The organism is Paraburkholderia sp. (assembly GCF_036488795.1).
GTDB lineage: Bacteria > Pseudomonadota > Gammaproteobacteria > Burkholderiales > Burkholderiaceae > Paraburkholderia.
Genome location: NZ_DASXHA010000101.1, coordinates 55,103 through 81,040 on the forward strand (window position 1 = coordinate 55,103; position 25,938 = coordinate 81,040).

Annotated in this window: 22 protein-coding genes; 9 read left to right on the forward strand and 13 right to left on the reverse strand. The window is 63.1% G+C overall.

Annotated features, from left to right (window positions below):
* Positions 1 to 433: 433 nt before the first annotated feature.
* The 3 genes from VGH41_RS13730 to VGH41_RS13740 form a co-directional block, all read right to left on the reverse strand.
* Positions 434 to 730 carry a hypothetical protein gene (locus VGH41_RS13730; RefSeq protein WP_331597992.1) on the reverse strand — a complete coding sequence of 99 codons (297 nt, stop codon included), beginning with the start codon at positions 728 to 730 and terminating at the stop codon, positions 434 to 436.
* 65 nt (positions 731 to 795) lie between these two features.
* Positions 796 to 1,323, reverse strand: a complete 528-nt coding sequence (locus VGH41_RS13735; RefSeq protein ID WP_331597993.1) for a BON domain-containing protein — start codon at positions 1,321 to 1,323, stop codon at positions 796 to 798.
* Between the two features lie 71 nt (positions 1,324 to 1,394).
* The gene (locus tag VGH41_RS13740) at positions 1,395 to 2,858 is read right to left on the reverse strand and encodes a sigma-54 interaction domain-containing protein (RefSeq protein ID WP_331597994.1); all 1,464 of its coding nucleotides are present in this window, start codon (positions 2,856 to 2,858) and stop codon (positions 1,395 to 1,397) included.
* 326 nt (positions 2,859 to 3,184) lie between these two features.
* On the opposite strand from VGH41_RS13740, the gene VGH41_RS13745 reads away from it, so the two are divergent.
* Positions 3,185 to 4,585 carry a GntP family permease gene (locus VGH41_RS13745; RefSeq protein WP_331597995.1) on the forward strand — a complete coding sequence of 467 codons (1,401 nt, stop codon included), beginning with the start codon at positions 3,185 to 3,187 and terminating at the stop codon, positions 4,583 to 4,585.
* An 83-nt stretch (positions 4,586 to 4,668) separates the two neighbouring features.
* On the opposite strand, the gene VGH41_RS13750 is transcribed toward VGH41_RS13745, so the two are convergent.
* Positions 4,669 to 5,151 (reverse strand): hypothetical protein, encoded by a 483-nt coding sequence (locus tag VGH41_RS13750; protein WP_331597996.1) that lies wholly within the window; start codon positions 5,149 to 5,151, stop codon positions 4,669 to 4,671.
* 247 nt (positions 5,152 to 5,398) lie between these two features.
* On the opposite strand from VGH41_RS13750, the gene phaP reads away from it, so the two are divergent.
* On the forward strand, positions 5,399 to 5,893 hold the full coding sequence (gene phaP / locus VGH41_RS13755) for a TIGR01841 family phasin (RefSeq protein WP_331597997.1): 495 nt from the start codon (positions 5,399 to 5,401) through the stop codon (positions 5,891 to 5,893).
* Between the two features lie 145 nt (positions 5,894 to 6,038).
* Here phaP and VGH41_RS13760 read toward each other — a convergent pair whose 3' ends face one another.
* A complete protein-coding gene (locus tag VGH41_RS13760; RefSeq protein WP_331597998.1) occupies positions 6,039 to 6,377 on the reverse strand; it encodes a hypothetical protein in 339 nt (112 codons plus the stop codon).
* Positions 6,378 to 6,959: 582 nt separating this feature from the next.
* Here VGH41_RS13760 and VGH41_RS13765 point away from each other — a divergent pair.
* Positions 6,960 to 7,238, forward strand: coding sequence for an H-NS family nucleoid-associated regulatory protein (locus VGH41_RS13765; protein WP_331597999.1), 279 nt, complete (start codon positions 6,960 to 6,962; stop codon positions 7,236 to 7,238).
* 93 nt (positions 7,239 to 7,331) lie between these two features.
* On the opposite strand, the gene VGH41_RS13770 is transcribed toward VGH41_RS13765, so the two are convergent.
* Positions 7,332 to 7,931: a J domain-containing protein gene (locus VGH41_RS13770; RefSeq protein WP_331598000.1), complete on the reverse strand. Its 600-nt coding sequence runs from the start codon at positions 7,929 to 7,931 to the stop codon at positions 7,332 to 7,334.
* Positions 7,932 to 8,114: 183 nt separating this feature from the next.
* Between VGH41_RS13770 and VGH41_RS13775 the strand changes: the two genes are divergently transcribed.
* Positions 8,115 to 8,516: a RidA family protein gene (locus VGH41_RS13775; RefSeq protein WP_331598001.1), complete on the forward strand. Its 402-nt coding sequence runs from the start codon at positions 8,115 to 8,117 to the stop codon at positions 8,514 to 8,516.
* Positions 8,517 to 8,540: 24 nt separating this feature from the next.
* On the opposite strand, the gene VGH41_RS13780 is transcribed toward VGH41_RS13775, so the two are convergent.
* Positions 8,541 to 9,194, reverse strand: a complete 654-nt coding sequence (locus VGH41_RS13780) for a hypothetical protein (RefSeq protein WP_331598002.1) — start codon at positions 9,192 to 9,194, stop codon at positions 8,541 to 8,543.
* A gap of 224 nt (positions 9,195 to 9,418) precedes the next feature.
* Positions 9,419 to 12,910: a hybrid sensor histidine kinase/response regulator gene (locus VGH41_RS13785; RefSeq protein WP_331598003.1), complete on the reverse strand. Its 3,492-nt coding sequence runs from the start codon at positions 12,908 to 12,910 to the stop codon at positions 9,419 to 9,421.
* A gap of 333 nt (positions 12,911 to 13,243) precedes the next feature.
* Here VGH41_RS13785 and VGH41_RS13790 point away from each other — a divergent pair, with 333 nt between their 5' ends.
* The gene (locus tag VGH41_RS13790; protein ID WP_331598004.1) at positions 13,244 to 14,884 is read left to right on the forward strand and encodes a methyl-accepting chemotaxis protein; all 1,641 of its coding nucleotides are present in this window, start codon (positions 13,244 to 13,246) and stop codon (positions 14,882 to 14,884) included.
* A 191-nt stretch (positions 14,885 to 15,075) separates the two neighbouring features.
* Here VGH41_RS13790 and VGH41_RS13795 read toward each other — a convergent pair whose 3' ends face one another.
* Both VGH41_RS13795 and VGH41_RS13800 read right to left on the reverse strand, forming a co-directional pair.
* Positions 15,076 to 15,603, reverse strand: coding sequence for a methylated-DNA--[protein]-cysteine S-methyltransferase (locus VGH41_RS13795; protein ID WP_331598005.1), 528 nt, complete (start codon positions 15,601 to 15,603; stop codon positions 15,076 to 15,078).
* On the reverse strand, positions 15,600 to 17,060 hold the full coding sequence (locus VGH41_RS13800) for an AlkA N-terminal domain-containing protein (protein ID WP_331598006.1): 1,461 nt from the start codon (positions 17,058 to 17,060) through the stop codon (positions 15,600 to 15,602). Before VGH41_RS13800 ends, VGH41_RS13795 begins: the two co-directional genes overlap by 4 nt.
* A gap of 367 nt (positions 17,061 to 17,427) precedes the next feature.
* On the opposite strand from VGH41_RS13800, the gene VGH41_RS13805 reads away from it, so the two are divergent.
* From VGH41_RS13805 to VGH41_RS13820, 4 genes are all read left to right on the forward strand, one after another.
* Complete coding sequence (locus tag VGH41_RS13805; protein ID WP_007178686.1) at positions 17,428 to 17,679, forward strand: hypothetical protein; 252 nt, start codon at positions 17,428 to 17,430, stop codon at positions 17,677 to 17,679.
* A gap of 247 nt (positions 17,680 to 17,926) precedes the next feature.
* Positions 17,927 to 18,913, forward strand: a complete 987-nt coding sequence (locus VGH41_RS13810) for a DedA family protein/thiosulfate sulfurtransferase GlpE (protein ID WP_331598007.1) — start codon at positions 17,927 to 17,929, stop codon at positions 18,911 to 18,913.
* Positions 18,914 to 19,025: 112 nt separating this feature from the next.
* Complete coding sequence (locus VGH41_RS13815) at positions 19,026 to 20,735, forward strand: FAD-dependent oxidoreductase (protein WP_331598008.1); 1,710 nt, start codon at positions 19,026 to 19,028, stop codon at positions 20,733 to 20,735.
* Positions 20,736 to 20,743: 8 nt separating this feature from the next.
* Positions 20,744 to 21,967: a winged helix-turn-helix domain-containing protein gene (locus tag VGH41_RS13820; protein ID WP_331598105.1), complete on the forward strand. Its 1,224-nt coding sequence runs from the start codon at positions 20,744 to 20,746 to the stop codon at positions 21,965 to 21,967.
* A 66-nt stretch (positions 21,968 to 22,033) separates the two neighbouring features.
* Here VGH41_RS13820 and VGH41_RS13825 read toward each other — a convergent pair whose 3' ends face one another.
* The 3 genes from VGH41_RS13825 to VGH41_RS13835 form a co-directional block, all read right to left on the reverse strand.
* Positions 22,034 to 22,303 carry a hypothetical protein gene (locus tag VGH41_RS13825; RefSeq protein WP_331598009.1) on the reverse strand — a complete coding sequence of 90 codons (270 nt, stop codon included), beginning with the start codon at positions 22,301 to 22,303 and terminating at the stop codon, positions 22,034 to 22,036.
* A 121-nt stretch (positions 22,304 to 22,424) separates the two neighbouring features.
* The gene (locus VGH41_RS13830) at positions 22,425 to 24,473 is read right to left on the reverse strand and encodes a hypothetical protein (RefSeq protein ID WP_331598106.1); all 2,049 of its coding nucleotides are present in this window, start codon (positions 24,471 to 24,473) and stop codon (positions 22,425 to 22,427) included.
* A gap of 530 nt (positions 24,474 to 25,003) precedes the next feature.
* Complete coding sequence (locus tag VGH41_RS13835) at positions 25,004 to 25,903, reverse strand: DMT family transporter (RefSeq protein WP_331598010.1); 900 nt, start codon at positions 25,901 to 25,903, stop codon at positions 25,004 to 25,006.
* Positions 25,904 to 25,938 lie beyond the last annotated feature (35 nt).

Below are 25,938 nucleotides of genomic sequence, written 5' to 3' on the forward strand. Positions count from 1 at the left end.
TCAACAGTAAAGGCAGCTTCGGCAAGTTTCCGTTACCCGGCGCACTGAAGAACACGGGTTCATCCTCAAAGCAACAGCCGCCATTGATCGTGAATCCAGCCTGTTAACAATGGACCGGCGCGGCGCGCATTCGCTCAAATCGTCAAAAGAATAAATAACGGTGTTATCCAGGTTGCATACCACTTTATTCCAGCGGAACCAAAGTGGAATTAAGCCTCGCCAATATGACGATCTTTTGCGCCGCGATTATGACACGAAGCGATTTTTCGGCCTGACAGGTTTAATTCGGTCGCGCGACACGCTCGCGATGCGCCTGAGCGCGAATCCCGCGCGGCGATTATTTCTTTTGTCAGCGGGATGGCAAAACAGCGGCTCAATGACGCAAGACGCTGACCTTATGGCAGCGCCGCGTCACGGCATCGATCAATCTGGATTACTTCACCGGGCAGGCGTAAATGAGGCTCAACGTGCCGTTTTCGCTCGACTGGCGCACGGTGTCGAACGAGTTGCTGCCGCAAGCGGCGCGCGCCTGCTGCACGCAGGAATCCGAGCCTTCCGGACATTGCACGAGCGTCGTCGGCCGGCCGTCAGGCAAAAACAGTGGCGGACTGCTGCCGCAACCGGCGAGCGAACCGGCCAGCGCCGCAAGCAGTGCGAAGCCGGCCGCGCCGAGCGCCGCACGCGCCGGGCGATCTGTTCGAGCCGAGAACAAAGAGCTGCGTTTCTTCATTGAGAACCCCGATCACTTTCTAATTTTTCGACCCAGCGATTGTGCCACGCGCGCGCTGCACTGCGTCACTCGTGCGCGCTGCCGCTTGCGGGCTGATCCGGCGCGGCAAGCGTTTTGTAGGGAAGCGGCCCGTGCCTATCGGTGCTCACGCGGATAAAGACCTGCTCGACATCCGGAATCGCTTCGAGTTGTTGTTGCAGCGCGCGCTGATCGAACGATGCCGGCGCGCATCCTTCAGCATAGACAAAGCGGCGCTGCACGGTGATCCATAGACTCGTGCCATCGAACGCGTGGGTGTCGGTGAAATGCGCGCGAATCGCATCGGCGATGCCCGCGTCGTACAGGTACGAGTTCGGCTTGGTGCACTTGTGAGCCAGCCAGCAGGTCGTGCCGCGTTCGACGCGATAGTGCGCATCGTCTTCCATCTGCGCGCGGGTCATCAGCGGGCCGAGCGGCAACGGGCAACCGGGGTAGGTCTGCGAGAGCGCGAAGAACGGGTCGTTGTACCAGTTCTTGCGTTCGGTCTCCTGCGCGTGGGCCGTGGCGCCCGACAGCCACAGCCACAGCAGGAATACGACAGGCCAGGGTCTCATCAAACCTCCCGACTGGATCTCTCAAAGAAGCTGTGTATGTCAGGTATCGAGCCGAAACCACGAGGCTCGTTTCAAACCTCGATCCCGTATGCGGCGATTTTCTTGTAGAGCGTCGCGCGCCCCATGCCGATCTGCGCCGCGGCGTCGACGACGCGCCCGCCGTTGGCGCGCAGCGCATCGCTCAGAAAGCGCTTTTCGAAGGCTGCCATCGCCTGCGCCCACGACGGCTGTGCGGACGTCACCTCCGGCGCAACCGCGGACTGCAAGCTCTGGGCAAACAGCGCGGCGCGCCCGCCCGCCTGTGCGGGACCGATGAACGGCGCAAGCGCGGCGGCATCGATGCGCTCGCTGTCGGACAGCATCACCGCGCGCTCCAGCGTATTGCGCAATTCCCGCACATTGCCCGGCCACGCGTGCGAGCACAACAGGCGCAACGCGTCGTCCTGCAGCTCGAAGTGAGCGCCGTTACGGGCTTGCATCGACAGATCTTCGAGCATCGCATAGGCCAGCGACTCGATATCAGCAAGGCGTTCGCGCAACGGCGGTGCGTGGATGGTGAGCACGTTCAGGCGATAGAACAGGTCTGCGCGAAACCGGCCTTCGGCCACCAGCGCCGCGAGATCGGCGGAGGTGGCCGCAATGATCCGCACGTCGGCGCGCACGATGCGGTTCGAGCCAAGCGGCTCGAACTCCCTGTCCTGCAGCACGCGTAACAGCTTGCCTTGCAACGGAACCGGCATATCGCCGATTTCGTCCAGAAACAGCGTGCCGCCGTCGGCCAGCTCGAACTTGCCTGTGCGCCCTTTACGGTCCGCGCCGGTATAGGCGCCCGGCGCCGCGCCGAAGAATTCGACTTCGAGCAGCGTCTCGGGAATCGCCGCGACGTTCACCGTCACGAGAGGCCGGTTGGCGCGCCCGGACGCGCCGTGGATTGCATGCGCCAGCAGTTCCTTGCCGGTGCCGGTCTCGCCGAGCAGCAGCACCGGCGAGTCGACCTGCGCGGCGCGGCGCCCCTGACGCTTTACTTCGAGGCTCGCCGCGCTCGTGCCGACAAAACTTGCGAACGTATATTTGGCTCGCCGCGCCTGCGCGAGCGACTGGCGTGTCGCGATCAGTTCTTGCTGAACTCGCGAGTAATGCGAAAAGAGCGGCGTCAACGCTTTCAGTTCGTCGAACAGCGCAAAGCCGACCGCGCCGACGGTCGCGCCACTTTCATCTTTCAAGGGCAAACGCGTCACGACGAGCGGTTCGCGATCCGTTTCGAGAATATCCAGCAGAATGGGCTTGCCGGTTCTCACGACTTCTCGCATCAAACTGTTCGGAATCACCGCTTCGCAGTCGCGGCCAATGGCCTGCTGCGGATCGGAGAAGCCAAAACGTGCCGCATAGCGCTTGTTGATCCAGACGACGCGTGCTTCGGCGTCGACAATGAAGGTGCCCTCGCTGAAATTCTCGAAGGTGCGAAAGAGCGACTCCATCGCGCGGCGCAATACATCGCTATAAGTGGCAGGGAGTCCTGCCCAGTCGTTCATCATCCTGTCGCGGTCTCCGGTCCCGTGCAAAGCGGGTAGGTTTTTCATCTGCTTGTCTCTATTTGTAGACAAGCTTATCTCATTGCGGAGATGACGGGCAAGCGCGCCCAGCAAGGCTGCCGGGACCGGCTCAGCAGTCCTGAATGCGCTTTGCGTCCCGAAATGGAGACGATTCTGTACAATCGTCCGATCGCGCGCCGGCGTCTCGCCGGGAAACCCGGGCACAGGGCCGTTCCAGCGTGCGTGGCACGGAACCTGCGTAGGCGGGCGCCGGGTCGCGACGCCAGCGAGCGCACGTACACGTATAAAACCAAGTTTTGGAGACTCAATTGTCCTTTGTCATCGTCCTCGCCGCCCTGGCGTTTCTGATGCTTGCCGCCTATCGCGGCTACAGCGTGATTCTGGTCGCACCAATCGCCGCGCTCGGCGCCGTCCTGCTGACCGAACCCTCCGCCGTCGCGCCGGTGTTCTCCGGCATCTTCATGGACAAGATGGTCGGCTTCGTGAAGCTCTACTTTCCGGTGTTCATGCTGGGTGCGGTATTTGGCAAGGTGATCGAACTGTCCGGCTTCTCCGAGTCGATCGTGGCCGCCGCCATTCGCTACATTGGCCGCTCGCGCGCCAATGCGGTGATCGTCGCGGTGTGCGCGCTGCTCACCTACGGCGGCGTGTCGCTGTTCGTGGTGGTGTTTGCGGTGTATCCGTTTGCCGCTGAGCTGTACCGCCAGAGCAATATTCCGAAGCGCCTGATGCCGGGTGCAATCGCGCTAGGCGCATTCTCGTTCACGATGGATTCGCTGCCTGGCACGCCGCAGATCCAGAACATCATCCCCACCACGTTCTTCAAGACCACCTCGTGGGCCGCGCCGTGGCTCGGCACGATTGGCTCGCTGTTCATCATCGTCGTGGGTCTGACGTATCTGGAATGGCGCCGCCGCGCCGCGATGGCCAAGGGCGAAGGCTACGGCACGTCGCTCGTCAACGAGCCGGAACGCATCGAATCGAAGCAACTGCCGAATCCGCTGCTGGCGGTCGCGCCGCTCGTGCTGGTGGGCGTGGCAAACTTCGCGCTGACCAAGCTGATCCCCGACTGGTACGGCGCGTCGTACACGGTTGCCCCGGAGGTGCTGCCCGGCATTCACGCGCCTGTCACGACGTCGATCAAGGCCGTGGTCGGCATCTGGGCTGTGGAAGGCGCGCTGCTGCTCGGCATCGTGTTCGTGATGTTGACTGCCCTGCGCCGCATGCGCGAGCACTTCGCGACGGGCACCAAGGCAGCCGTCGCGGGCGCGCTGCTGGCGTCGCTCAATACGGCGTCGGAATATGGCTTTGGCGGCGTGATCGCGGCATTGCCGGGCTTTATCGTCGTCAGCGACGCGCTCAAGAGCATTCCGAATCCGCTCGTCAACGCGGCCGTGTCGGTCAGTTCGCTGGCCGGGATTACGGGGTCGGCATCAGGCGGCATGAGCATTGCGCTGGCCGCGATGTCGGATACCTTCATCAAGGCAGCCACCGCGGCGCATATCCCTATGGAGGTGTTGCACCGTGTAGTCGCCATGGCGAGCGGCGGTATGGATACCCTGCCGCACAACGGCGCGGTGATTACGCTGCTGGCGGTGACAGGGTTGACGCACCGCGAGTCGTACCGCGACATCTTCGCGGTAACGATCATCAAGACACTGGCCGTGTTCTTCGTGATTGGCGTGTATTACACGACCGGGCTGGTTTGATGCGGCTTGGGGTGGCGTTGGCTAGCCGGACTGATTGATACGAAAAGACCCGCTTCGGCGGGTCTTTTCATTTACACCTGCGCTCACTTGCACAGGGAAAACGCCTCTCTGGCGGCAATGTCGCCGTTCCCGTAGATCCCCACCACCGTGCAATCCGCCGCGACGCACTCATAGGTGCTGTCCTGGAACGTAATGACGTAGTGATGCCGGCCGTCCTCCGCCGCGCCGGGGCCCCACGAATCCGCGACCAGCGAGGAATTGACGATTTCATGCGCCGCATCTTCACGCAAGCCGTTCGCGGCCAGCGGATGCGCATACAGATCGTCGCCGCCCGGCGGCCCGAACTGATGAAACGCCGCTGCGGAAAACTCGACGGCGCAAAACGGGTCGTCGTCCGCATCGAACGGGCCGAAGCGTTCATAAGCCGCCTCGGCGATCCGGTACGCAATCACCACGCGCCGTTCACTGGCGACCACGAACGGCTCCGGCGCCTCAGCAGCCGGACTGGGCACGTCTTCCAGCAGAACCACCTGGTCCTGCTCGTGAGAATTGGAAGTGCTGTTCATGACCTCGCCTTGCTCCTCTACACAGTCGCTCGTGAATGGCTCGCACTATGCCACGGTATGTCTGACGAATGCCAGGTTTCGCGCTTGCTTGTGACCACCGCTACGAAATCCATTGACATCCCAAAAATCCCCCGTACAATGAATTTGTGCATTGCAGCAATTTTGCCTTTTTGGCCCTAGCGGCGCGCGGATCCTTGCATGTATTGAGAGCCCCTCGCACTCGCCGCCTTTACCTTTTGGAGCAGTGATGAGCACGGTTACCCCCCAACAATTGATCGCCGCACAACAAAGCAGCCTGGAAACGCTCTTCGGCTTCGCAAACCAGGCTTTCGCCGGTTTTGAGAAGCTGGTGGCGCTGAATCTGCAGGTCGGCAAGGCAAACCTCGCCGAAAGCCAGCAGATCCTCGCGAAGGCTGTCGCAGTCAAGGACCCGAGCGAGCTGATCGCCTTGTCGGCGAGCCTCTCGCAGCCCGCAGCCGAGAAAGTTGCAGCCTACGGCCGCCAGGTGCATGAAATCGTGTCGGGTGTGCAGGCTGAACTTTCGAGCGCCGCCACGTCGCAATTCCAGCAGGCTCAGAAAGACGCACAAGGTTTCATTGAAAGCCTGGCAAAGAATGCGCCTGCAGGCAGCGAAGGCGCCGTCGCAGCCTGGAATTCGGCCTTCTCCGCAGCCAACGCTACGTATGAATCGGCGAGCAAGGCAGCCAAGCAATTCGTCGCAACCGTATCGGCCGGCGCGTAACATTCCGATTGCCGCGATAAACCCCGTTTAGGCGCGGCGTCGTTTCAGAAAGCGAACTTCGGTTCGCTTTTTGTTTTTGTGCAGCGTGTGCCGACCGTTCCCTCGCAGCGGGTGGGTAGCCGGCTTGCGTCTGATTTCGACGCGCTCAAGCCGGCGCAAAGATAACCGCTTGCCGGTCCGCGATGTAGCGGTGCGTGCGCGTGAAACGATAGATCTGGCCGTCCGCGGTGATCCGGTTCATGCCGGGAGCGGTCAGCGTCAGCACTTCGTCGGCAAGATGGGCGGCGAAGGCATCGCTGATGGCGAATTCATCGAGCGAACCATTCGGGTCGCCGATATACACCGGACGCTCGCTCGCCCCATAGCGCATGACGACCACGGCCTGGCCGGCGTCCAGGGCCAGTTCCAGATAGTTGGCAAGCTCCCGCAACGATGCAGGCGTGCTCGTTTGCATCGCGTAGGCTGAACCGGTTGCTGTTGTCATCGCACCGTTCCCCGTCAAGTTCGCGCATCCAGAAACGCCAGGCCCTTCTCTTCTGCAGCACAACGGACTTCTTCTACTATAAGCAAATGCCACTGCATCGGTGACGCTGTTTTTCTCGCAATGCACGGGACTGTTGCAGCGACGTCGCAACGAGCGACGCAAAGGCCCACCGCGCGCGAGGCCACTTTCTTCGACAAGTCACGCGAGTTCCCAAAGCCGTGTTAATCTGCACGGATTGCCGTGGGAAACGCAAAGCCATCCCACGAATCCAGCCGCATTGCTCCAGATCGAATGACCCCGGATAGCCAGCTTGCCGTCAGCCTGCGCGCGCGTTCGTGCAGCTAAAGGCCGGGCATATCGTTCAAACGCACGGCTCTCGCATTTCGTCATGCTTAAACCACGCGCCTGAATCCGCCGCTAGAAACGGCGTCTGATCAGGCGTCGCACCGCGCCGTCGCGGTAAGGCTTTCCGCACGCTTCATAACGAGTTCCTCCGCCCGAAACCGGGCAACCCATAACAGCATTTCCGCCGATGTAATGACACATCCGGACAAGCAATACCAATACGATTGGAGGCAGTAAATGGACGAAATGAAACGTGAGCGCATGGTGGCTTACTTGCGTCACAGAATGGCCGAGTTCGGCATTAAGCCGGAGGACCTTGCGCCCGACCCTGTCGCGGCACCTGCGGTCGTGAAAGCGCCCGGTGTCGACCGCTACCGCAGTGCAAACGGCGAGCGCTGGGACGGCGAAGGCGAGATGCCGGACTGGCTGCGCCGCGCCATCAGTGCAGGACAGTCCATTGATCACTTCGAAGTGGCGCCTGCGCGGCGCACCCCGGCCGGCCAGCAAGCATCGTAAGCAGCGGGTATGCAATACCGTTTGAAAGCGCCGCTATAGATAAGCCGATTGACCGCGTTGCATGGGCATTCGCGTAAAAATCACGCGTGCGGTTCAGAAGCGCAAGCCATTCAGGAACTGGAACCACAGGCCGCCCAGCGTCGTGCCGTTCGCACCGTTGGCCGCCTTCGCGTGATCCGCGGGGGACGTCTGGTCCTTTCCGGCGTCCCGCACGTCCGGGACATCCGGTGCAGGCTGCGGCTGACGCGACGCGTGCAGCGCCAGCACGCTGTCGGCAATCCGCCCTGCCTCGCCGACATCGCATTGATTGCCAAGCAGCGCGCCGAACACGACGTCGCGGTTGTAGCCTTGCTCGGCAAAGCGCATCGCCAATGAGACCATTTTTGCGTATGCCGCCTGCTCGGCTGCGCGTGCGGCCTCTTCGCGCTTCGCCCGTTGCTGCCTCCTGCGCTCCTGCTGGGTCTCCCATTCGCGCATCTGCTGGGCAAACACGCTGTCGTAGACCTTGCGCTGCGCCGGATCGGAAAGAATGCCGTAGGCGTCCTTGATGTCCTGAAACGCGGCGCGCGCCGCTTCCTCGGAGCCGGCATTGCGGTCCGGATGCCAGCGCATGGCGGCCTTCCGGTACGCCCGCTTGATCTCGTCCTCGGTGGCGTTCGGCTGAACGCCAAGCTTGTCGTATAGGGTTGCCATCACTCGCTCGACCGTCAGTCACTTCGCGGCTCATCGTAGCATGCGAAAAATGCGCCGCCGTGACATTGCGCCGGGGCCGCGCGAGCGGACGGCTCGCCGTCACGCCGTTTTTTGGCGGGTTACCTTGAACATGACCGGCGCAGCCGGCGATTCAATGTCAACGTCGTGAACGGAGAAACAGGCATGACCGCAGGACCGAAATTCTGGATGATCCCCGCCGCCCCAACCCCCGTAGCCCCGTTTTCCCACGCTACCGAAAGCGACGGCTGGGTCTTCGTCACCGGACAGATGCCCACCTCGCCTACCGACGACTCCGCGCCGCTGCCCGAGGGTGTCGTCGCGCAAACGCGCCGTGTGATGGACAATCTGAAGCTCGTGCTGGAAGGCCTTGGGCTTGGGCTGGAACACGTCCTGAGCGCGCGTATTTTTCTGACGGAATTCAAACGCGATTACGCGGCGATGAACGACGCGTATCGCGCCTATTTTCCTCAGGACGCGCTGCCCGCCAGAACGTGCATCGGCGTGACGGGTCTGGCGCGCGACGCCCTCGTCGAAATCGACTTCATCGCTAAACGGCCTGCCTGAGGGCGACGGCGCGACGCGCGCCGTTCAGAAGCGATACGTCACGCCAATCTTCACGATCGGATAAAAGCGCAGCCGGTCCGCCGTATTCTGGAGCGACTGCTCTTCCGCGTCGACGTTCGCCTGACCTGCTTCGGCGACGATGTCGGCGGGAACGTCGAAGTCCACGTGTGGCTTGCCGTAGGTTACGCCGGCATCGAAGAACATCGAAAAGCCCTTGGTGGCAAGCGGCGAATGGCCGAAGCCGATACCGAGGTACGGGCGCACCGCAGGATATTTCGCCTTCGCGTGAATGCTCTGGCCGAGGGTCGGATAAGCGACGCCATTGATCGTGTACGTGCCCGACATGCTGTTTGCCGTTGCGTCGACGTTATCGTCGCCAATCAGCATGCCGGCCGTGAAGCGAAACGGCACCACAGTGGGCGCCGGAAAAAAATCGGCATAGAGGCCGGCGTGCACCAGCGTTGCCGTACCGTCGTAATGGATACCGCCCGAGTTGAAACCATGCGAGAAGCTCATGCCGTTGAAATCGGCGCGCACGTTCACATTCGAGCCGAACGGGTGGCCGTAGCCGATGCCGACACCTTCCGTGCCGACCTGTCCATACACTTCATCCGCGAAGGCGAGCGGTCCATACAGCGTGGCAAGGCCTGCAACCAGAGCGACAACCAAACGTTTCATCTTACTCATTCCTGTGGCGTTGTATTCGGAGTGGGGATGTGACGGGGGCGTGACAACCTGGCTGGCAAGGGCGCAGCCTGACCCGTGGGATGCGACGCGCTGCGTGACGCATACGCTTCGGACATGCAGGTTTACGACGCACGCCCGGGAATCTTGAGGTGGGTTCAGTGGTCAGTGAACCGTAAGGCGTGCCGCTCGCTGCAAGACCGCATGCCTATGCGGCTTCAGTGCAGCGAAGCCTCGTCGAGTCCGAAATGACTGCGCAGACCGTCATGGAGCGCGAGGGCATCCTCCGCCATCTGCGCGGTCCACTCTGGCTGCGTCTGACACAGGTTCTGCAGCTCACGGCATTGCACCGCGAACTGAGGTTCTCCGACGATCAGAAACGCCCCGCCCGCACTGTGAGCCCAATCGCGCAGTGCCTGACGATCGCCGCGCTCGATGATCGCGGACAGCCTGGGCAAGTCGGTGCCCAGATGATCCTTTAGCATGCCGACATATCGTGCCCTGGTGGCCGGATCGAGTGTGTCGGGTGAAGGGTCCGGCGTCTCCGGCTCCTGTTTATCCGTTGCGGACGCACCTAACGCGCTGAGCGCCGTCTCGAGTTCCTTGAGCGAAGTCGGTTTGGTAACGTGACCGGTAAAGCCACGTTGCAGCCATTCTTCGGTTTGCCCTGTATCGGAGGTCGCGCTGAACGCGAACACCGGCAATCCCGGATGCAACCCGCGCAGTGCCGCCAGCAGTTCGTAGCCGTCCATGACCGGCATGTGGATATCGGTCAAAACGACGTCGACCTCCGTATGCTCAAGAACCGCAAGCGCCTGCCTGCCGTCACCCGCAAGAACCGGCTCGCAACCCAGTGCGGTGAGCTGCTCGATAATCAACGACTGGTTCAGCGGGTTGTCCTCGGCAACCAGAATCGCGAGCCCCCGCAATGCGGGCTCGACGGATGCCGCGGATTGCGTCATACGGTTCGCCTGCGCGGGCGACTCGTCAGTCGACTCCGGCAAGCTCGCCATCCGCCTGAGTGCGGCGGGTTCATCTATCTGACTAGCCGCCATCTCCACCGCCGCCAGAATCGCGACGTGACTAAACTCACTTGCTTCCAGTACGTGGTCGCCGCACAGCAGCGGTCGATGCGGACCATTCCGCGTGATCCAGACCGCTCCGACCGGACGCACTGCGCGCAGCGAAGCGACCACCTCCAGATCATGCTCGCCGGTCACAACCAGTGCATCAGGCCGGTTCGCCCTCAGCCAGTCTTCGGCGGCGCGCATCGAATTGACGCTGTGCGTGAGCCATCCGGCACTGCTCAGCCAGGCATCGATAATCTGTCCCGACTCTGTCTCCTGGCACAACACCATCGCCATACCGCGACGCGCCGGCGCAGCGGCGGGCACGTGTTCGTCTTCCGGCGCGAGCGCCAGCGGGATCGACACGCTGAACGCACTGCCCACGCCTCGCACGCTCTCAACCGAGATATGACCGCCCATCAATTCGCACAGGCTCGCGCAGATCGACAAGCCCAACCCCGTGCCGCCATACCGGCTGGAGGTGCTCGTTTCCGCCTGAGCGAACGGATGGAACAGGCGGGCAACCTGCGCGGGATCCATGCCAATGCCGGAATCGTATACCCGGCAATGCAGAATGCTGCGTCCTTGCAGATCCGGCTGAATCTCGGCATTGAGCGTGATCTTGCCGCACGCGGTGAACTTGTACGCATTGCTCAGCAGATTGTTCACGATCTGCGCAATGCGGGTACGGTCACCGAGCAATAGCTGATCCAGCGTCGGCGAAAGATGCGAGTAAAAACGGATGGGGCGCCCCTGGGTCATCGGCGCGTACGACAGTGCGAGATTTTCGAGGTCGCTGATAGGCCTGAACGATTCGGTGACGAGCTTCATCTCACCCGCATCGATCTTCGAAAAATCGAGGATGTCATTGACGATGCGGCGTAACGAATCGGCCGCCACACCCAGCGAGCGCAACCGCTGCTCGTGACTCTCCAGGCCGGGCGCCCGTGCGAGCAATTCGAGGTTGCCGAGCAGCACATTGAGCGGCGTACGAATCTCATGGCTCATCGAGGCAAAGAACGTCGAGCGCGCCCGCATGTTGGCTTCGGTGGCCTGCTGCGCGGAACGCAGCTGCTGTTCCAGCCTGCGCTGCGCGGTCACATCGAGGATCGCACAGAACAGTACCGGCGCGCCGGCGTAACGTGCCGGCGCGCAACTGAACTGCACGATCTGATGGTTCGCCGCATCACCCGACGCCGTAAGCGAAGCGGGCAGCGCGGGCAGATCGAAAGCGACAATCCTCGCTTCATCCCCGCTCGCAGCGGTTGCACCGAACTGCGCGCGGAATCTCTCTACGACATGATCCGGCAACGCCTGCGCGGACCCTTCGAGGTGCAGCAGTTCGCCTGCCAGCGCATTCGCGGTGAGGATCGAATAGTCGCCGCGCCGCACGATGCACAAACCGATCGGCGTCGCGCTCGCCAGCACATGATTGATGGCCTCGTTTTCAAGCGCATGTGCGGCCTCGTCGTGGGTCGCGCGCAACAGGCGCAATCCCCAGAAACGCGCGGTCAACGCAATGCCCGCGAGCAGGAACAACGCCGCGCAGACGATCGCCCAAAGTTGCCAGCCGAGCGTGGCCGCAAGCGCGCTCCACGGCAGATAGCCGATCAGCGCGCCGAAACCCGCCGTCAGCGGCTCGCGCAAGATCGCGCCCTGCAGCGTGTAGCGATACGTGTCATCCGGCATCTGCGCGGCGATGGCTTGCGGCATATCGCCGATCTCGGCGCCGCCAGGCTCCGGCGAAATCAAGGCGTGTCGATCAGCCGTCAGCAGCATTAGCGTGCCGACCCGCGAATGCCGGTAGAGGCGCCCAATCAGAGCGTCGACGCGCATGCTCATGGCGACGAGCGTGACCGGTTTGCCGCCTTCGTAGTAGGCGCTCACCGTGGTCATCACTGGCACATGCAAGAGCGGATCGAGATACGGGCCCAGCCAGATGCGCTGGTTTCTGGCCGGCACTCGCTGGCCGGTCTGAGCCTGCAACTCGCGCGTCAGCGTGGTGCGCAGCACGGCTATGTCCGCGGCTTGCAGCGGCGGCTCGCTGTTGTTGTTGTCGGACTTCGCTTCGAGCGCCGGCGTGATCAGCGCGTAGTCCTCGTCGAGGCCGATCAGCGTCGCCCGATGCTCGAGGTCGAAGGCCAGTTGCGTGGTGAGCGTCGATTGACCGGTCTCGTACAGGCGCCACAACCGTTCGTCGAGCGCCGGCCCCCACGCGTCACGCGTGCGCGGCGACACCAGCAGGTTGAAGCGCGCGTCAGCCGCGCCGGCATCGGCACTTGCGCCAACCTTGCCGGACGCCACGCCGGTGCGCCGGATCGCGTCCTCGACGCCATCCGGCAGGCTGCGGATATCGTGGGTCTGCCGGTAATACTGGAGCGTGAGTTCGGTGCGCCGCAGGAACGAGACTTCGCCATGTAGCAGAATCGAGATATCGGCCGCGTATTGGATGACGAGACTGCGGCGGTAGTCGAGTTGCTTGCCGGCAGCCAGCACAACCAGCAGCCCGGCGGACACGACCACGATCGCCATCAGCGTGCCGATCGCCGTCAAGTACAGCGACTGCTGGCGTCTGGCGTTTCTCGCCAGCGCGGCAAAGGCCTGCGCCAGCGATTCCTGGGTCCGGTCGAGGATCTTCTGCATCGGATCACGCGTTTAACGTCGTTAGCACAGGCAGACCGCCGCTGATGCCGGTTTGCGAGCAGCATCGTCCGCAAACCACACCGCCCTTTCCGGCGCAGTGTAACGCGTTTGTCAGACCTGAGAAACGCGCTGCGGCGGGCATGACAACCGTGCACCGCCTCCGCTTGCTGCGTCATTTTGTCCGCATCAGCAACCCTGTAATAACGGCCAATGGCCCGCTAAACCTGAGTGGAATACTGGGAAAACCCTAAAGCCCGCGAGGTTAATGCCGTTAAGCCTTGCAGCGACAAACGGGCTGCGCCGTGTGCGCGCCCTACCCTGCAAGGAAATACGATGCGCAACAACCAGCCTGTCTCGCAGCAAGAGTACGAATTCCCCGCTTCCCAGATGCTCGTTTCCGCGACCGATCTGAGCGGGCGCATCGAGTACTGCAATCCGGCCTTTATCGCGGTTTCCGGCTTCACGAAAGAGGAGTTGATCGGCCAGCCGCACAATCTGATCCGTCATCCGGACATGCCGCGCGAGGCATTCGCCGACATGTGGGCCACCATCCGTAGCGGCCGGCCGTGGACCGCACTGGTCAAGAACCGCCGCAAGAACGGCGAGTTCTACTGGGTGCGCGCCAACGTCACGCCGGTGGTCGAGAAAGGCACGGTGGTCGGCTATCTGAGCGTGCGCGTCAAGCCGGATCGTGAAGCCGTGCGCGCAGCCGAGGCGCTGTATGCCCGCATCCGCGCCGGCAAGGAACGTGCGCACAAGCTGCATCACGGCACTGTCGTGCGCACCGGACTCGCCGGGCGGCTGCAAAGCATGCTGCGGCTGCCGGTCGCGACCCGCGCGGCGTTCGGTTACTCGCTCGCGCCGCTTGCGCTGCTGATCACGGGCCTCGCCGCGTGGGGCGGACAACCGCCTCTGGCGTTCTGGATCGCCTTCGGCGTGACGGCGGTGATCAGCGTAGGCGCGTGGCAACTGCTGGCGCGTCATCTGGCCGAACCCATGCGCGACATGTCGGGCTTCGCGACCCGCCTGGCCGCGGGCGACCTGACCGCCGATCTGTTCATTGCCCGTCACGACGACCTGGGCGACGTGCTGCAGGCGCTAAACCAGCTGAAGGCCAATCTCTTGGCGATCGTCCACGACGTGCGCGCGCAGATCACCGGCATGCTCGACGCCGCGCGCGAAATCTCCAGCGGCAATGTGGATCTGGCACGCCGCACCGAACTGCAGGCCGCCTCGCTCGAAGAAACCGCCGCGACGATGGAGCAGCTCACCACCACCGTTCAGGCCAACGCCGACGCCAGCGTGCGTGCCCTCGATCTGGCGAAGGACGCGCAAGCCGCCGCCGCGACGGGCGGCACGATTGCCGGCCAGGTCGAGCAGACCATGGCAGGCATCACGGCCGCTTCCAGACGGATTGCCGACATCACGGGCGTGATCGACGGCATTGCGTTTCAGACCAACATCCTCGCGCTCAATGCAGCCGTCGAAGCGGCGCGGGCAGGCGAAGCGGGCCGCTCGTTCGCGGTCGTCGCGTCCGAAGTGCGGATGCTCGCGCAACGCTGTGCGGCGTCGTCGAAGGAGATCAAGTCGGTGGTCGAAGCCAGCGCTACCGAAGTCGCGCAAGGCACCGAACTGGTTGCGCGCACCACTTCACAGATGCGCGTGATCGACGAGGCCGTGAGCCGCGTGTCGTCGATCATCGTGCAGGTGGCCAACGCGAGCAGCGAACAGGCGGAAGGCATCCGCCAGGTGAATCAGGCGGTATCGCATCTGGACGGCGCCACGCAGCAGAACGCCACGCTCGTGGAGCAAGCCGCCGCGACGGCGCAACGGCTCGCCGAACAGGCCGACGTGCTGGACGAAGCGGTGCGCCTGTTCACCGTCGCCGACGCCGCGCCGGGCCAGCATACCAGGCTGCAACAGCGCAGCGCGGCCGCGCCTCAAAGCGCGTCGCGTGATGCTGCTTTGGTCTGATGGATCGGCGTTAGCCCCACCTCGACAAAGCTCATCTGACAGATCAGCATAAGTCCGTCAGCGCCCTTGCTGTGTGGGCCGGCTGACCCGAGTAATACCGGCGTTTGAATGGCCTGCCCACATCTGGAACGGGCCATTTTTTTTGCCTTTCCGTTCGAGCGTTGAGCGCCGTCTTGAACTCTGAACGCGCGTTATTGAGGCAGTTCGGCATCGAGCAATTCAAGCTGTTGCGGCGCGCTCGAAGGCCGCTCCAGCGCGAGCAACGCGGACTTGCGAGCCAGGCCGCCGGCATAGCCGGTCAGATCGCCCGCGCTTGAAATTACGCGGTGACACGGCACGATGATCGACACCGGATTGCGGCTGTTCGCGGCGCCCACTGCACGCGCGCTGCCGGCAGGCAGACCGAGCCGCTGCGCGAGGCGGCCATAGCTCTCAATCTCGCCGTACGGAATCTTGACGAGTTCGCTCCACACGCTGCGTTGAAATGGCGAACCCGTCATCTGCAGCCTGATGGTGAAGCGTTGCCGCTCCCCGGCGAAATATTCGGCCATCTGCGCGGCGCTTTCTTCGAGCACGCGTGGTGAATGCGCGCCGCCGGCTTGCGTCACATCTTGCGGGAAGTATTTCTGGCCGACGAAGTAGAGACCGGTCAACGCGTCATCCTCGGCGCGCAGCAGCATCTCGCCCAGTGGACTCGGAATCACACGGTAGTGTTTCATGCTGCGTTCGCCTTTTCTTCGTGGATAAATGCAAGGTGCTGTGCCGCGTAGGCGCGCCACGGTGCCCAGCGTGTCGCGTGTTCGGCGAGCGCCGCCGCGCTTGCGCCGGATGCCCCCGCTGCATTCACGGCGCTCAACGGTTCGCCGGCAGGAAAAGCATTCGGCCAGCCGAGCGCGCGCATCGCGATGTATTGCGTCGACCACTCGTCGAAGCCAATTGCATGGCGCAGATGCGCAAGCGTCTCGTCGAGCGGGGTCAGCGGTTCGAGAAACACGCGCCGCTCGACCATGTCTTGCGCAAGCTTCAGCAACAACGTGGCGCCGCGAGCGGAGAGACCGGTCGCGCGCAGCATTTCAGGCGGCACTTGAGCCATCGCATCGGCCGTGGGGAATGCGTGATGCAATCCGTCCGGCGCGTGCTCCACCGGCCTGCCGAAGGTCTCGGCAAGGCGCGTGAGCCACTGCCGGCCATCCGCCTGCGGCCATTGTCGCAACGCGACTGCACGCGCGGCGATTTCGAAACCGTCGAACGCACCCGGCACGCGGATGCCCGGCAGCATAGCGGCCAGTTCGCCGAGACGCGCCTCGATCAGATCGGGGCGGCAATCGAGATCGAAGAAATGCCGTACTCGCGCCAGCAATTGCGGTAACACCGCGCTCAAGGAGGCCGACAACGTGACCCGCAGCGCGTGCCGGGCCGGAAGGTTTTCCACTTGCAGCCAGCCAGTGACGTGCTTGCCGTCGTGCCAGATGTCCACGGCTCGCACATAGGCTCGGCCCGCAATACGCTCGACGCCTTCGACGGCGTGATCGGTGAGGCAATCCAGCAATGCCTCCCATGCGAACGGCGGCCGGTAGCCCAGTTCGAAGACGAGCGTGTGATCCGTCAGCGCGTCCCGCCTGTGCTTGCGCAGGCGCGCCGGACTGAAGCCGTAACGGCGGCTGAACAGATCGTTGAAACGGCGCACGCTGCCGAAGCCCGCCGTCAACGCGATCTGCGCCGCGGACATCGCCGTGTCGGTGAGCAGCCGCTTGGCCAACAGAAGCCGCTGTGTCTGCGCGTAGTCGATCGGCGACACGCCGAATTCCGCTTCGAAGATGCGCCGCAAATGCCGCGTGCTCACGCCGACCCGCGCGGCCAGCGCGGTCAGATTCGCTTCATTGAGAAAGCCGCCGTCGATCAGCGCAGCGGCGGCCTGCGCGAGGCGCGGCGACACGTCGAGCAAGCCATGACCCGGCGCCAGTTCCGGGCGGCAGCGCAGACACGGCCGAAAGCCCGCGTGCTCCGCCGAAGCCGCGTTCGGAAAAAACTGGCAATTGGTGAGCTTCGGCGCGCGCACCGGACACACCGGGCGGCAATAAATACCTGTCGACGTCACCGCGACAAAAAACCAGCCGTCGAAGCGCCGGTCACGTGCGAGCACCGCCTCATAACAGGCTTCACGATCGAGATTCATGGCCTCAATGTAGCGCATCCGCGCCTGCACGGCTGGCCGGATTCGGACATGAGTATCGAGGCGCTGCGCAGCGCGTGCAGCACGAGACGGGTTACGTGGCACGCGACCGGCACCTAACCGCCGCACGCGTCAGAACCGTGACAATCAGGCGAAAGCATTGCACCTGAGCGGGGCACGAAAAATGCATCCGTTCTCGCGAAGAGTCGCGTTAAACTGGCTGACGTAATCTGGTCGCACCGCGCATAACACCGCGTGGCGCGCCTTTCGGCGGTTCGTGGCAGACAACGCGGTATCAGCCGCGCGCGACACACGGCGCGCAAAGCTGCCCGTACAATGGTTCGATCAACAACGGAAGAGGACAACTTCGATGCGCACTACCGGGTCTTCCGGGTCAATGGCCCTGCTCACCGAATACGACGACGCAACGGCGCGCGAACTTCGCTCGCTGCGCCTCGAATCGACAGAAGACGGCAAGGGTATTCTTCTGATCGAAGTCGACGAGCGCAAGCCGGGCATTCACCGCGAAGTGCGTTATGAAATCACGCCGGCCGAACTGATTGCGGCCATTCGCGCGCACGGCGCCGAACTGCCAGGCGAACAGCACAACCATCGCCAGTAACCCTTTCACGGCAGTGGCACGTTACATACCGCTTACCGTCCGCCGGTGTATCATCAATCAGAGCAATGCATGGGCTCGGCGGACGTCCAGCGAATTCCTCTTCATCGCACGTCACGCCAGTCCCGGTACGCTTATCCCGCTTCGTTCGGACAGCACATTTTCAGCCGCTTGCGCGTCTGGAAAATGCGCCCATAATCGTTGAATCACCTCTTCGCTTCCCGCCGGAAACGGTTGCGGAAGTAAGCCGATGCTACATGACCTCGTGGAGCAGTACGGGCCTGCACTCGTCTTTGCCAATGTGCTTGCCGCATCGCTTGGGCTGCCCGTGCCCGCGATGCCTGCGCTTGTCCTGTTCGGAGCCATGGCGGCTACGCATCCGGCCACGGTCGGCACGCAGCTCGCGTCGGTGCTGATTCTCGCCATTTTCGCTACGCTGATCGGCGACAGCGCGTGGTATCTCGCCGGCCGCATCTACGGCGGCAACACGTTGAAGACGTTATGCCGGCTGTCGCTTTCGCGCGATACCTGCGTGAAGAAAACCGAACGCTTTTTCGGACGGTGGGGCGTGCGCGTGCTCGCCGTCGCCAAGTTCGTGCCGGGCCTGTCGATCGTCTCCATCCCGATGGCCGGCGCCATGGGCACGCCGTATCGCCTGTTTCTGACCTACGACGGTGTGGGCGCGGCGCTATGGTCGGGCACGGGTCTCATCATCGGCGCAATGTTCGCGGCGCAGATCGACATGCTGCTCGCAGGCGCGGGCCGCCTGGGCAAAATGGCGATGGTGGTGATCGTCGCGTTGCTGCTGCTTTACGCAACATACCGCTGGATCCGGCGTCGTCAGCTCATCAACAAGCTCGCGACCGCACGCATGGACGTGGACGAGCTGTACTCGCTGATGACGGCTGGCAGCGCACCGGTGCTGTTCGACATCCGTTCGCGCGAAAAGCGCAAGCTCGATCCGTTTGTCATCCCAGGGTCGCTGTTCGCGGACGAACGGCAACTCAACGAGATCGTCGCCAAGTACCCGCCCGAGCAGAAGCTGGTGATTTACTGTTCGTGCCCGAACGAGATTTCCGCCGCGTGGATGGCCAAGCAACTGAACGAAGCCGGTTTCACCGACGTGCTGCCGCTACGCGGCGGCCTCGACGCGTGGCGCGACGCGGGGCGTCAACTCGAGCCGCTCGAGGAAGAGCCGGCGCCGGAAGTGCACGCCGGCATTGCGCCGGCGGTGTGACGCTGCCTGACCCGATTCGCGCTCCGCTTCGCGGTCCCGGCCAGAGCACTGGTCAGGGGTCGCTCTCCTGCAAGATCAAAACGCTGCACAACGTCACAGAAGGAGCTGATTGATGGTTGCGATTCAGGAAGCCGAAGGACAGCAAGCTATCGTTGCCGATGCCCCGTTTTCTTCGCTCGCAACGCGACGTCATCAGATGTTCCCCGAGCTTACGTGTGAAGAAATCAGGCGCCTGCGCAAATTCGGCGAGGTGTATCACTGGGAATCAGGCGAACTGCTGTTCGAGACTGGCCGGGTCGGCCCGGGCATGTTTGTCACGCTGTCGGGACGCGTCAAGATCTTTCAGCGCGACGGTCTGGGACGCGAGCATGTGGTCGTCGAACACGGGCCACATAACTTCCTTGCCGAAGTGGGCCAGCTGTCGGGACGGCCCGCGCTCGTCACCGGTATTGCGCTGGAACCGGTCGATGCCTTGCTGATTCCGCCGGCACGGCTGCGTGCGCTGATCGTCGCGGAAGCCGAGCTTGGCGAGCGCATCATGCGCGCGCTGATCCTGCGACGCGTCTCGCTGATCGAAAAGGGCGCGGGCGGCCCGATCCTGCTCGGCAAAAGCAACGACTCGCGGCTCGTGTCGCTGCAGGGTTTCCTCGCGCGCAACGGGCATCCACACTCGGTCATCGACGAGCGCGCCGACGACGCGCTGCAACTGATCGAACAGTTCGGCGCGCAGCCTGAAGACATGCCGCTCGTGATCTGCCCGGACGGTTCGGTGCTGCGTCATCCGAGCGACCCTGAGCTCGCCACGTGTCTCGGCATGCTGCCCGAGCTGGATGCCTCGTTGATCTACGACGTCGCCATCGTCGGGGCGGGTCCGGCAGGGCTCGCTACGGCTGTGTATGCCGCCTCGGAAGGTCTTTCGGTGATCGTGCTCGACAGCCGTGCACCCGGCGGCCAGGCCGGCGCCAGCTCGCGCATCGAAAACTATCTTGGCTTTCCGACCGGCATCTCCGGTCAGGCGCTCGCCGGGCGCGCTTTCGTGCAGGCGCAGAAATTCGGCGCGCACGTCGCCATTCCGGTCAAGGTCAAAGCCCTGCACTGCGCGGAGGCGCCGCACCGGCTGGAACTCAAATGCGGCGGCAGCGTGAAGGCGCGCACCATCGTGATTGCAAGCGGCGCCGTTTACCGGCGGCCGGAAATCGAGGGTCTCGAACGCTTCGACGGACGCGGCGTCTACTACTGGGCATCGCCGGTTGAAGCGAAGCTCTGCAAGCGCGAAGAGATCGTGCTGGTGGGCGGCGGCAATTCGGCAGGACAGGCCATCGTCTATCTCGCGTCGCACGCCGCCAAGGTGCATGTGCTGATTCGCCGGAGCGGCTTCGAGGCGACCATGTCGCGCTATCTGATCGACCGCATCCGCTCGCTGCCGAATGTCTTCGTCCATCCGCGCTCGGAAATCGGGCAGCTGGAAGCGGATGAGTCGGGCCTTTCGACGGTCGTGCTGAAACAGCCGCTGGCGGACGGCACCGACCGTTTCGAGTCGCGGCATCTGTTTCTCTTCACCGGCGCGGATCCGAACACCGACTGGCTGCGCACTTGCGGCGTCCGGCTCGATGCCAAGGGCTTCGTCGTGACCGGTTTGAGCGGCGGCAACTCCACCTGTGATCTCGGCACCACGGTAGACGGCGTGTTCGCCATTGGCGATGCGCGCGCCGGATCGACCAAACGGGTGGCAGCAGCGGTGGGCGAAGGCGCGGCAGTCGTGTCGCAGATCCATCAGTTGCTGGCGGTGACCGAGGGAGAAGCCATGGCACTTGGCGCGTGAACGCAAGCGTGCAGATTCTCCCGCTCGCTGCCGCCCGCACCTTGCATCTGGCCGCGCAAGGTCTGTTGATACCGCCGCGCCGCAGGGCCACCAAAGCCGACGTACTCGACACGATTCGCCGCATGGCGCAATTGCAGATCGACACGATTCACGTCGTCGCGCGCAGCCCTTACCTCGTCCTGTTCAGCCGCCTCGGTTCGTACACGCCGGGGTGGCTCGACGAGCATCTCGCCGAAGGCAAACTCTTCGAATACTGGTCGCACGAAGCGTGTTTCGTGCCGATTGAAGACTACGGCCTGCTGCGTCACCGCATGCTGGATCCCAGCGGCATGGGCTGGAAATACGCAGCCGAGTGGCACAAGAAATATCGCAAGGAAATCGAACTTCTGCTCGAACATATTCGCGTGACCGGTCCGGTGCGCTCGGCGGACTTCGCGCGCGAAGCAGGCAAAAGCAATGGCTGGTGGGACTGGAAGCCGGAGAAGCGGCACCTCGAAGTGCTGTTCGCGATCGGTCAGTTGATGGTGGCCGAGCGGCGCAATTTTCACCGTGTCTACGATCTGACCGAGCGCGTGCTGCCGGGCTGGGACGACGCGCGCGATCTGCAGCCGGCGGATGCGGTCGCCCAACAAGTCCTGCGGCGCACCTGCCAGGCGCTAGGAGTGGCGCGCGCCGATTGGGTCGCCGATTACTACCGTCTGCCGCGCAAACCCTACGTCGATGCACTGCACGCTCTCGCGGACCAGGGCGAGCTGATGCCGGTTCGCGTGGATGGCTGGAAGCAGGACACGTTCGTGCACCGCGACTTTGCGCCGTTGATCGACGATGCCAGCAACGGCAAGCTCAGTTCCACGGTCACGACCTTGCTGTCGCCGTTCGATCCGGTGGTGTGGGATCGCAAGCGGGCCGCGGCGCTGTTCGATTTCGACTACGCGATCGAGTGCTATACGCCCGCGGCGAAGCGCAAATACGGCTACTTCGTGCTGCCTATCCTGAGCCGCGGCAAGCTGATTGGACGCGCCGATGCCAAAGCACACCGCACGAGCGGCATCTTCGAACTGAAGACGGTGCATCTGGAGCCGGGCGTGCGGGTCAGCGCGCGCCTCGCGGGAGATCTGAAGCGCGCCTTTCAGCGCTGTGCGGACTGGCACGGCACACCGCAAGTGCAAATCACGGCGGCGCCCGCAGAATTGCTGGAAGCACTGGCGGCGCAGGAAACCGCGGAAGCGTGAAATCCGCCGGCCAATGTGCCGGCGCATGGCGTACGGCGAATTTCGTGCCGCGCATTTTCGTGCAGCCTAGTGTTCGAGCTTGACCCGCAATTCACGGGCCGTTTCGAGCAAGCCCTCGTAGCCCGAGCGTGCATGCTCCGGCAGATCCGGATCGCCAACCAGCGTACCGAGCGTCTCAATCAGGCTATATAGCAACCCCTTGGCAGCGCCTGACGCAATGCCTCCCGACGTCACCAGTTGATCCACGTGAGAAATTGCCGCGTCGAGGTGTTCGAGATCGGGCCGTTCGCCCGCCTGCTCGTCGGCTTCCTGCTTTTGCGAAACGTCGCGCGTCATGATGGACCGTCTCTCCTGTTATGGCAGTGGTGAACGAATCTTCAATATTGTTATATACCGATCACGATCGGTCGTCTATTCGTCCATTCGGCCATTGCGTCGCCGCCTGCCGCGCGTGCGGCTAAGGCGTCCAGCGGTACATCAGCAGCTTGGCACGGGCGTCGTCTTCCACCAGCACGACGTACTCGCCGTTGTCGCGCTCGACCGCGCTGATGCCGAGATACACATCCACCCAGCCGCTCGTACCGCCTACACTCGCCCCCGGCGTCATATAACCCACCGCCTGTCCGGATCGCACGTCGTACACGTCGATCCTGTCCGTATAGAGCTCCGCCACGAAGATGTAGTTGCCGGCCACGGCGAGGCCCACTGTCGTCACTTGCGGGTTGCTCTGGGTATTCCACGGCAGCGCGATCGTATAGACCAGCGTGGGCGAGCCCGTGCTCCAGTTGTCGTAACGCGCGAGCAACGGGCCGGCCTCTTTCCAGAGCGTCGAATTCCACGGATTCGCTGCCGTGAAGCCCGTCACGTACATGCGATCGTTCGTCGCGTCATACACGAGGCGCCCCAGACGCGTGAACTGCGCAGGCATGGGAAACGTCTTCGCCGTCGAGTACTGATAGATGGGGTTGCCAACCGGATCCAGACCTTGCAACGGCAACTCGCGGATGCCGCTAACGGGCGTCGCCAGCCAGACGTTGCCGGGGCTGTCGACCCACCAGTAGCCGTCGCCGACGGTGCTGCCGGTCGAAGGATTCCCGGTGATCTCGCTCGCGTCCACCACGCCGTCGCCGTTCATGTCGCGCCACATCCATTCGCCGTAGGTTGGCTGCCCGGCAGGCCAGTTTCCGGGAATGGGGTTCTGCGCCAGCAAGCCCGACGGAATCGCAATCTCTTCTTCCGACGCATTGAAGCGATACACGCTGAGGTAGTGCGCGTAGGGATCGAGCGCGAAGAGGAACGGCTGGCCATTGATTCGCCGCATCATCGGCTCGCCGCGCACGCCGCGCGTCAGATGAAAAGCCGGGTCATCCGGATAGTCGAAGCGGTCCAGCGTAAAGGCTGCATACGACCATTCGTTGCCGGTGGACTGGCTGTAGTCGATCGTAAAGCGCTTCGAACCCGTGTAGACATTGCCGGGCGAAGCCGGATCGAACGCGCCGCTATCCACGAACAGCAAGCCGTAGAGCCGCCAGTTGAGCGCCTGCGACGCAAAACCGTAGCTCTCCAGCACCGCGCCTTCGCCGACCGATGCGGAACCGGGCGGACGCGGTCCCTCGCCGTTCTGCCCTACATAGAGATTGCCGCTCTGGTCGAAGCCGATACCCGTGATGCCATTGAAGCGCCAATTGCCGGGCGTGCCCTTGACCGTGTGGAAAATGCCGTTGCGGGTGCCGAGCGTGCCTGCCAGCGCGGATAATCCCGAGGTGCTCTTGTTGAATACGAGGATCTCCTGAGAGGGTCCGTTATCGGCGACCAGCAGTTGTCCTGACGGCGCGAGTGCGAGTGCGGTGGGCACCGTCCCGGCCGGCAGTGCAAGCGTGCCCGCGAGCGCCGCGCCGGTGTTCGAAAAGTGCAGAACGCTTTGCCCCGCGGTGGACCCGAAGCCGCTGATGACCCACAGCGTGGTATCCGCATCGATCACGATGCGGCCTGGCGACGCCACGCTCCACGAGCGCAACTGCCGCATGGTCCCGGCGTCATAGACGACGATGCGGTTGCCGTAGGTGTCGGCCACGTAGACTTCGGCATCGGTCGCGGCAATGCCGCGCACGCCCGCATCGGCGCCGCTCGGGACGGCGCTCACGCGCAGGAAACTGTTTTTGGTCGCGTTCGCGCTATTGCCGATGCCGCTCGCAAACGGCGCACCCGTCGCGATATTGGACAAGAGGCGCCGGGTCAGGCCGTACCACGTCTGGTTCTGCGGCGGATAGTCCGCGCCCACCAGCGCGTTGCTCTCATTGCCAATGGACATCGCCGCGTACAGATACGTGCTGTTCACCGCCACCGCGTCGCCGCCGGCCGCGCCCCAGCCGTGCGTATTGCCCGCCACGGCGAGCTTGTTGCCGCCCTGATAGGCCGCGATCTCGCTGCCGCTTTCGTCCCACGGCGAGTTGGTATATACGATGCCATTCGGCGCGACGCTAATTGCCTGAATATCCTGCTGCATCCATTTACCGTCACCAAATCCAAATGAATTACCAATCCATGAGGTTGCGTAATTCAATTGGGATTGCGCGAACACGGTATCGCAACCGACACCTTGCAGAGCCAGAATCAGCAAGGCTGTGACCAGGCCGGGAGGTAACAGGCGGGACGGGAATTTCACAATCTGCTCCTTGCGACGTGATCTTTATCCTCGCATATTTCCTGATTAAATAAATGGATAAAAAATATAGAAAGAAACAGATTTAATTTGACTCATTCATCGCGCATGGATTTTTTATGAAATTGCGCAAGAATTTTCAGAGGCGGGTTGCGCGCTGACGGCCGGGCTCGACTGCTCCCGAACCTTCTCACCTTTGGGTATGGCGCGCCTGAATTGGCATGAATTTCGCTCCCGAATAAGCTCACCTCGAGGACGGCCCGCTGTGGGCGGCGCGCCGGTTTGTGGCCGTTGGGAAGACGTGTGAAGGGCGCCTTTAGAGCCGCTGGCCGCCCGCCTTGCAAAGCGGGGGCCATCATGCGGCAGTGTGTGACTTACGACGCCCGCACGCGCCGCATGAAGATGCGCCGCGTCAGATTGAAGGCGACCAGATTGCCGGCCACGACCAGCACGAGGCCGACGACAGCCAGCGCGGACCATTGGTACCCTTCGAACACGGTCGATACCGCCAGCGCCACGAGCGGAAACAGCACCGTGCAGTATGCCGCGCGTTCAGGTCCGATCCGCCCCACCAGCATCAGATACGCGGTAAAGCCGATCACCGAGCCGAACACGGCCAGATAGGCGAGCGCGCCTACATAACGCAGGTTTGGCTCGATAGCAAAGGACAGGCCCGCGACCGCGCTGCCGAGCGTCAGAATGCTGGCGCCGATCAGCATCGCCCAGCTATTGGTGACGAACGGGTGCAGACCCATCGACTGCATGCGGCTCGACAACAGATTCCCCGTCGAAAAGCACAAGGTCCCGAGAAAGGCGATGCCGAGGCCCAGCCACTCGGCGTGATCGCCGATGTGGCCGGCCATTTGCTGAACGAACAGGCAGACGATGCCGACGAGTCCCAGCATGGCGCCCGCGATCGCCGTGGGCTGCAACGGACGGCCCATGAACAGCCGGCCGTTGAGCGAATTCAGCAACGGCGCCGTGGAAAACACCACGGCGACCAGACCGCTCGGCACGACCTGCTCCGCGTAGTAAAAGCATAGAAAGTTCAGGCAGAACAGGGCCAGGCCTTGTGCGAACAGGAACCGCCATGCATGACGCGGCGGCCAGATGGGCCGGCGCATGATGCGCAGTAGCGCAAACAGCACGAGCGCGGCCAGGCCGAAGCGCCACGCAATCGAAACAGGCGGCGGCACAACCCCGAGTTGCCATTTGATCGCGATCCAGGTGGTGCCCCAGATCAGCACGGTCGAGATATACAGCAGAAGATTCATGGCCAGTATTTGCAGAAGAGAGATGCGCAGATTCG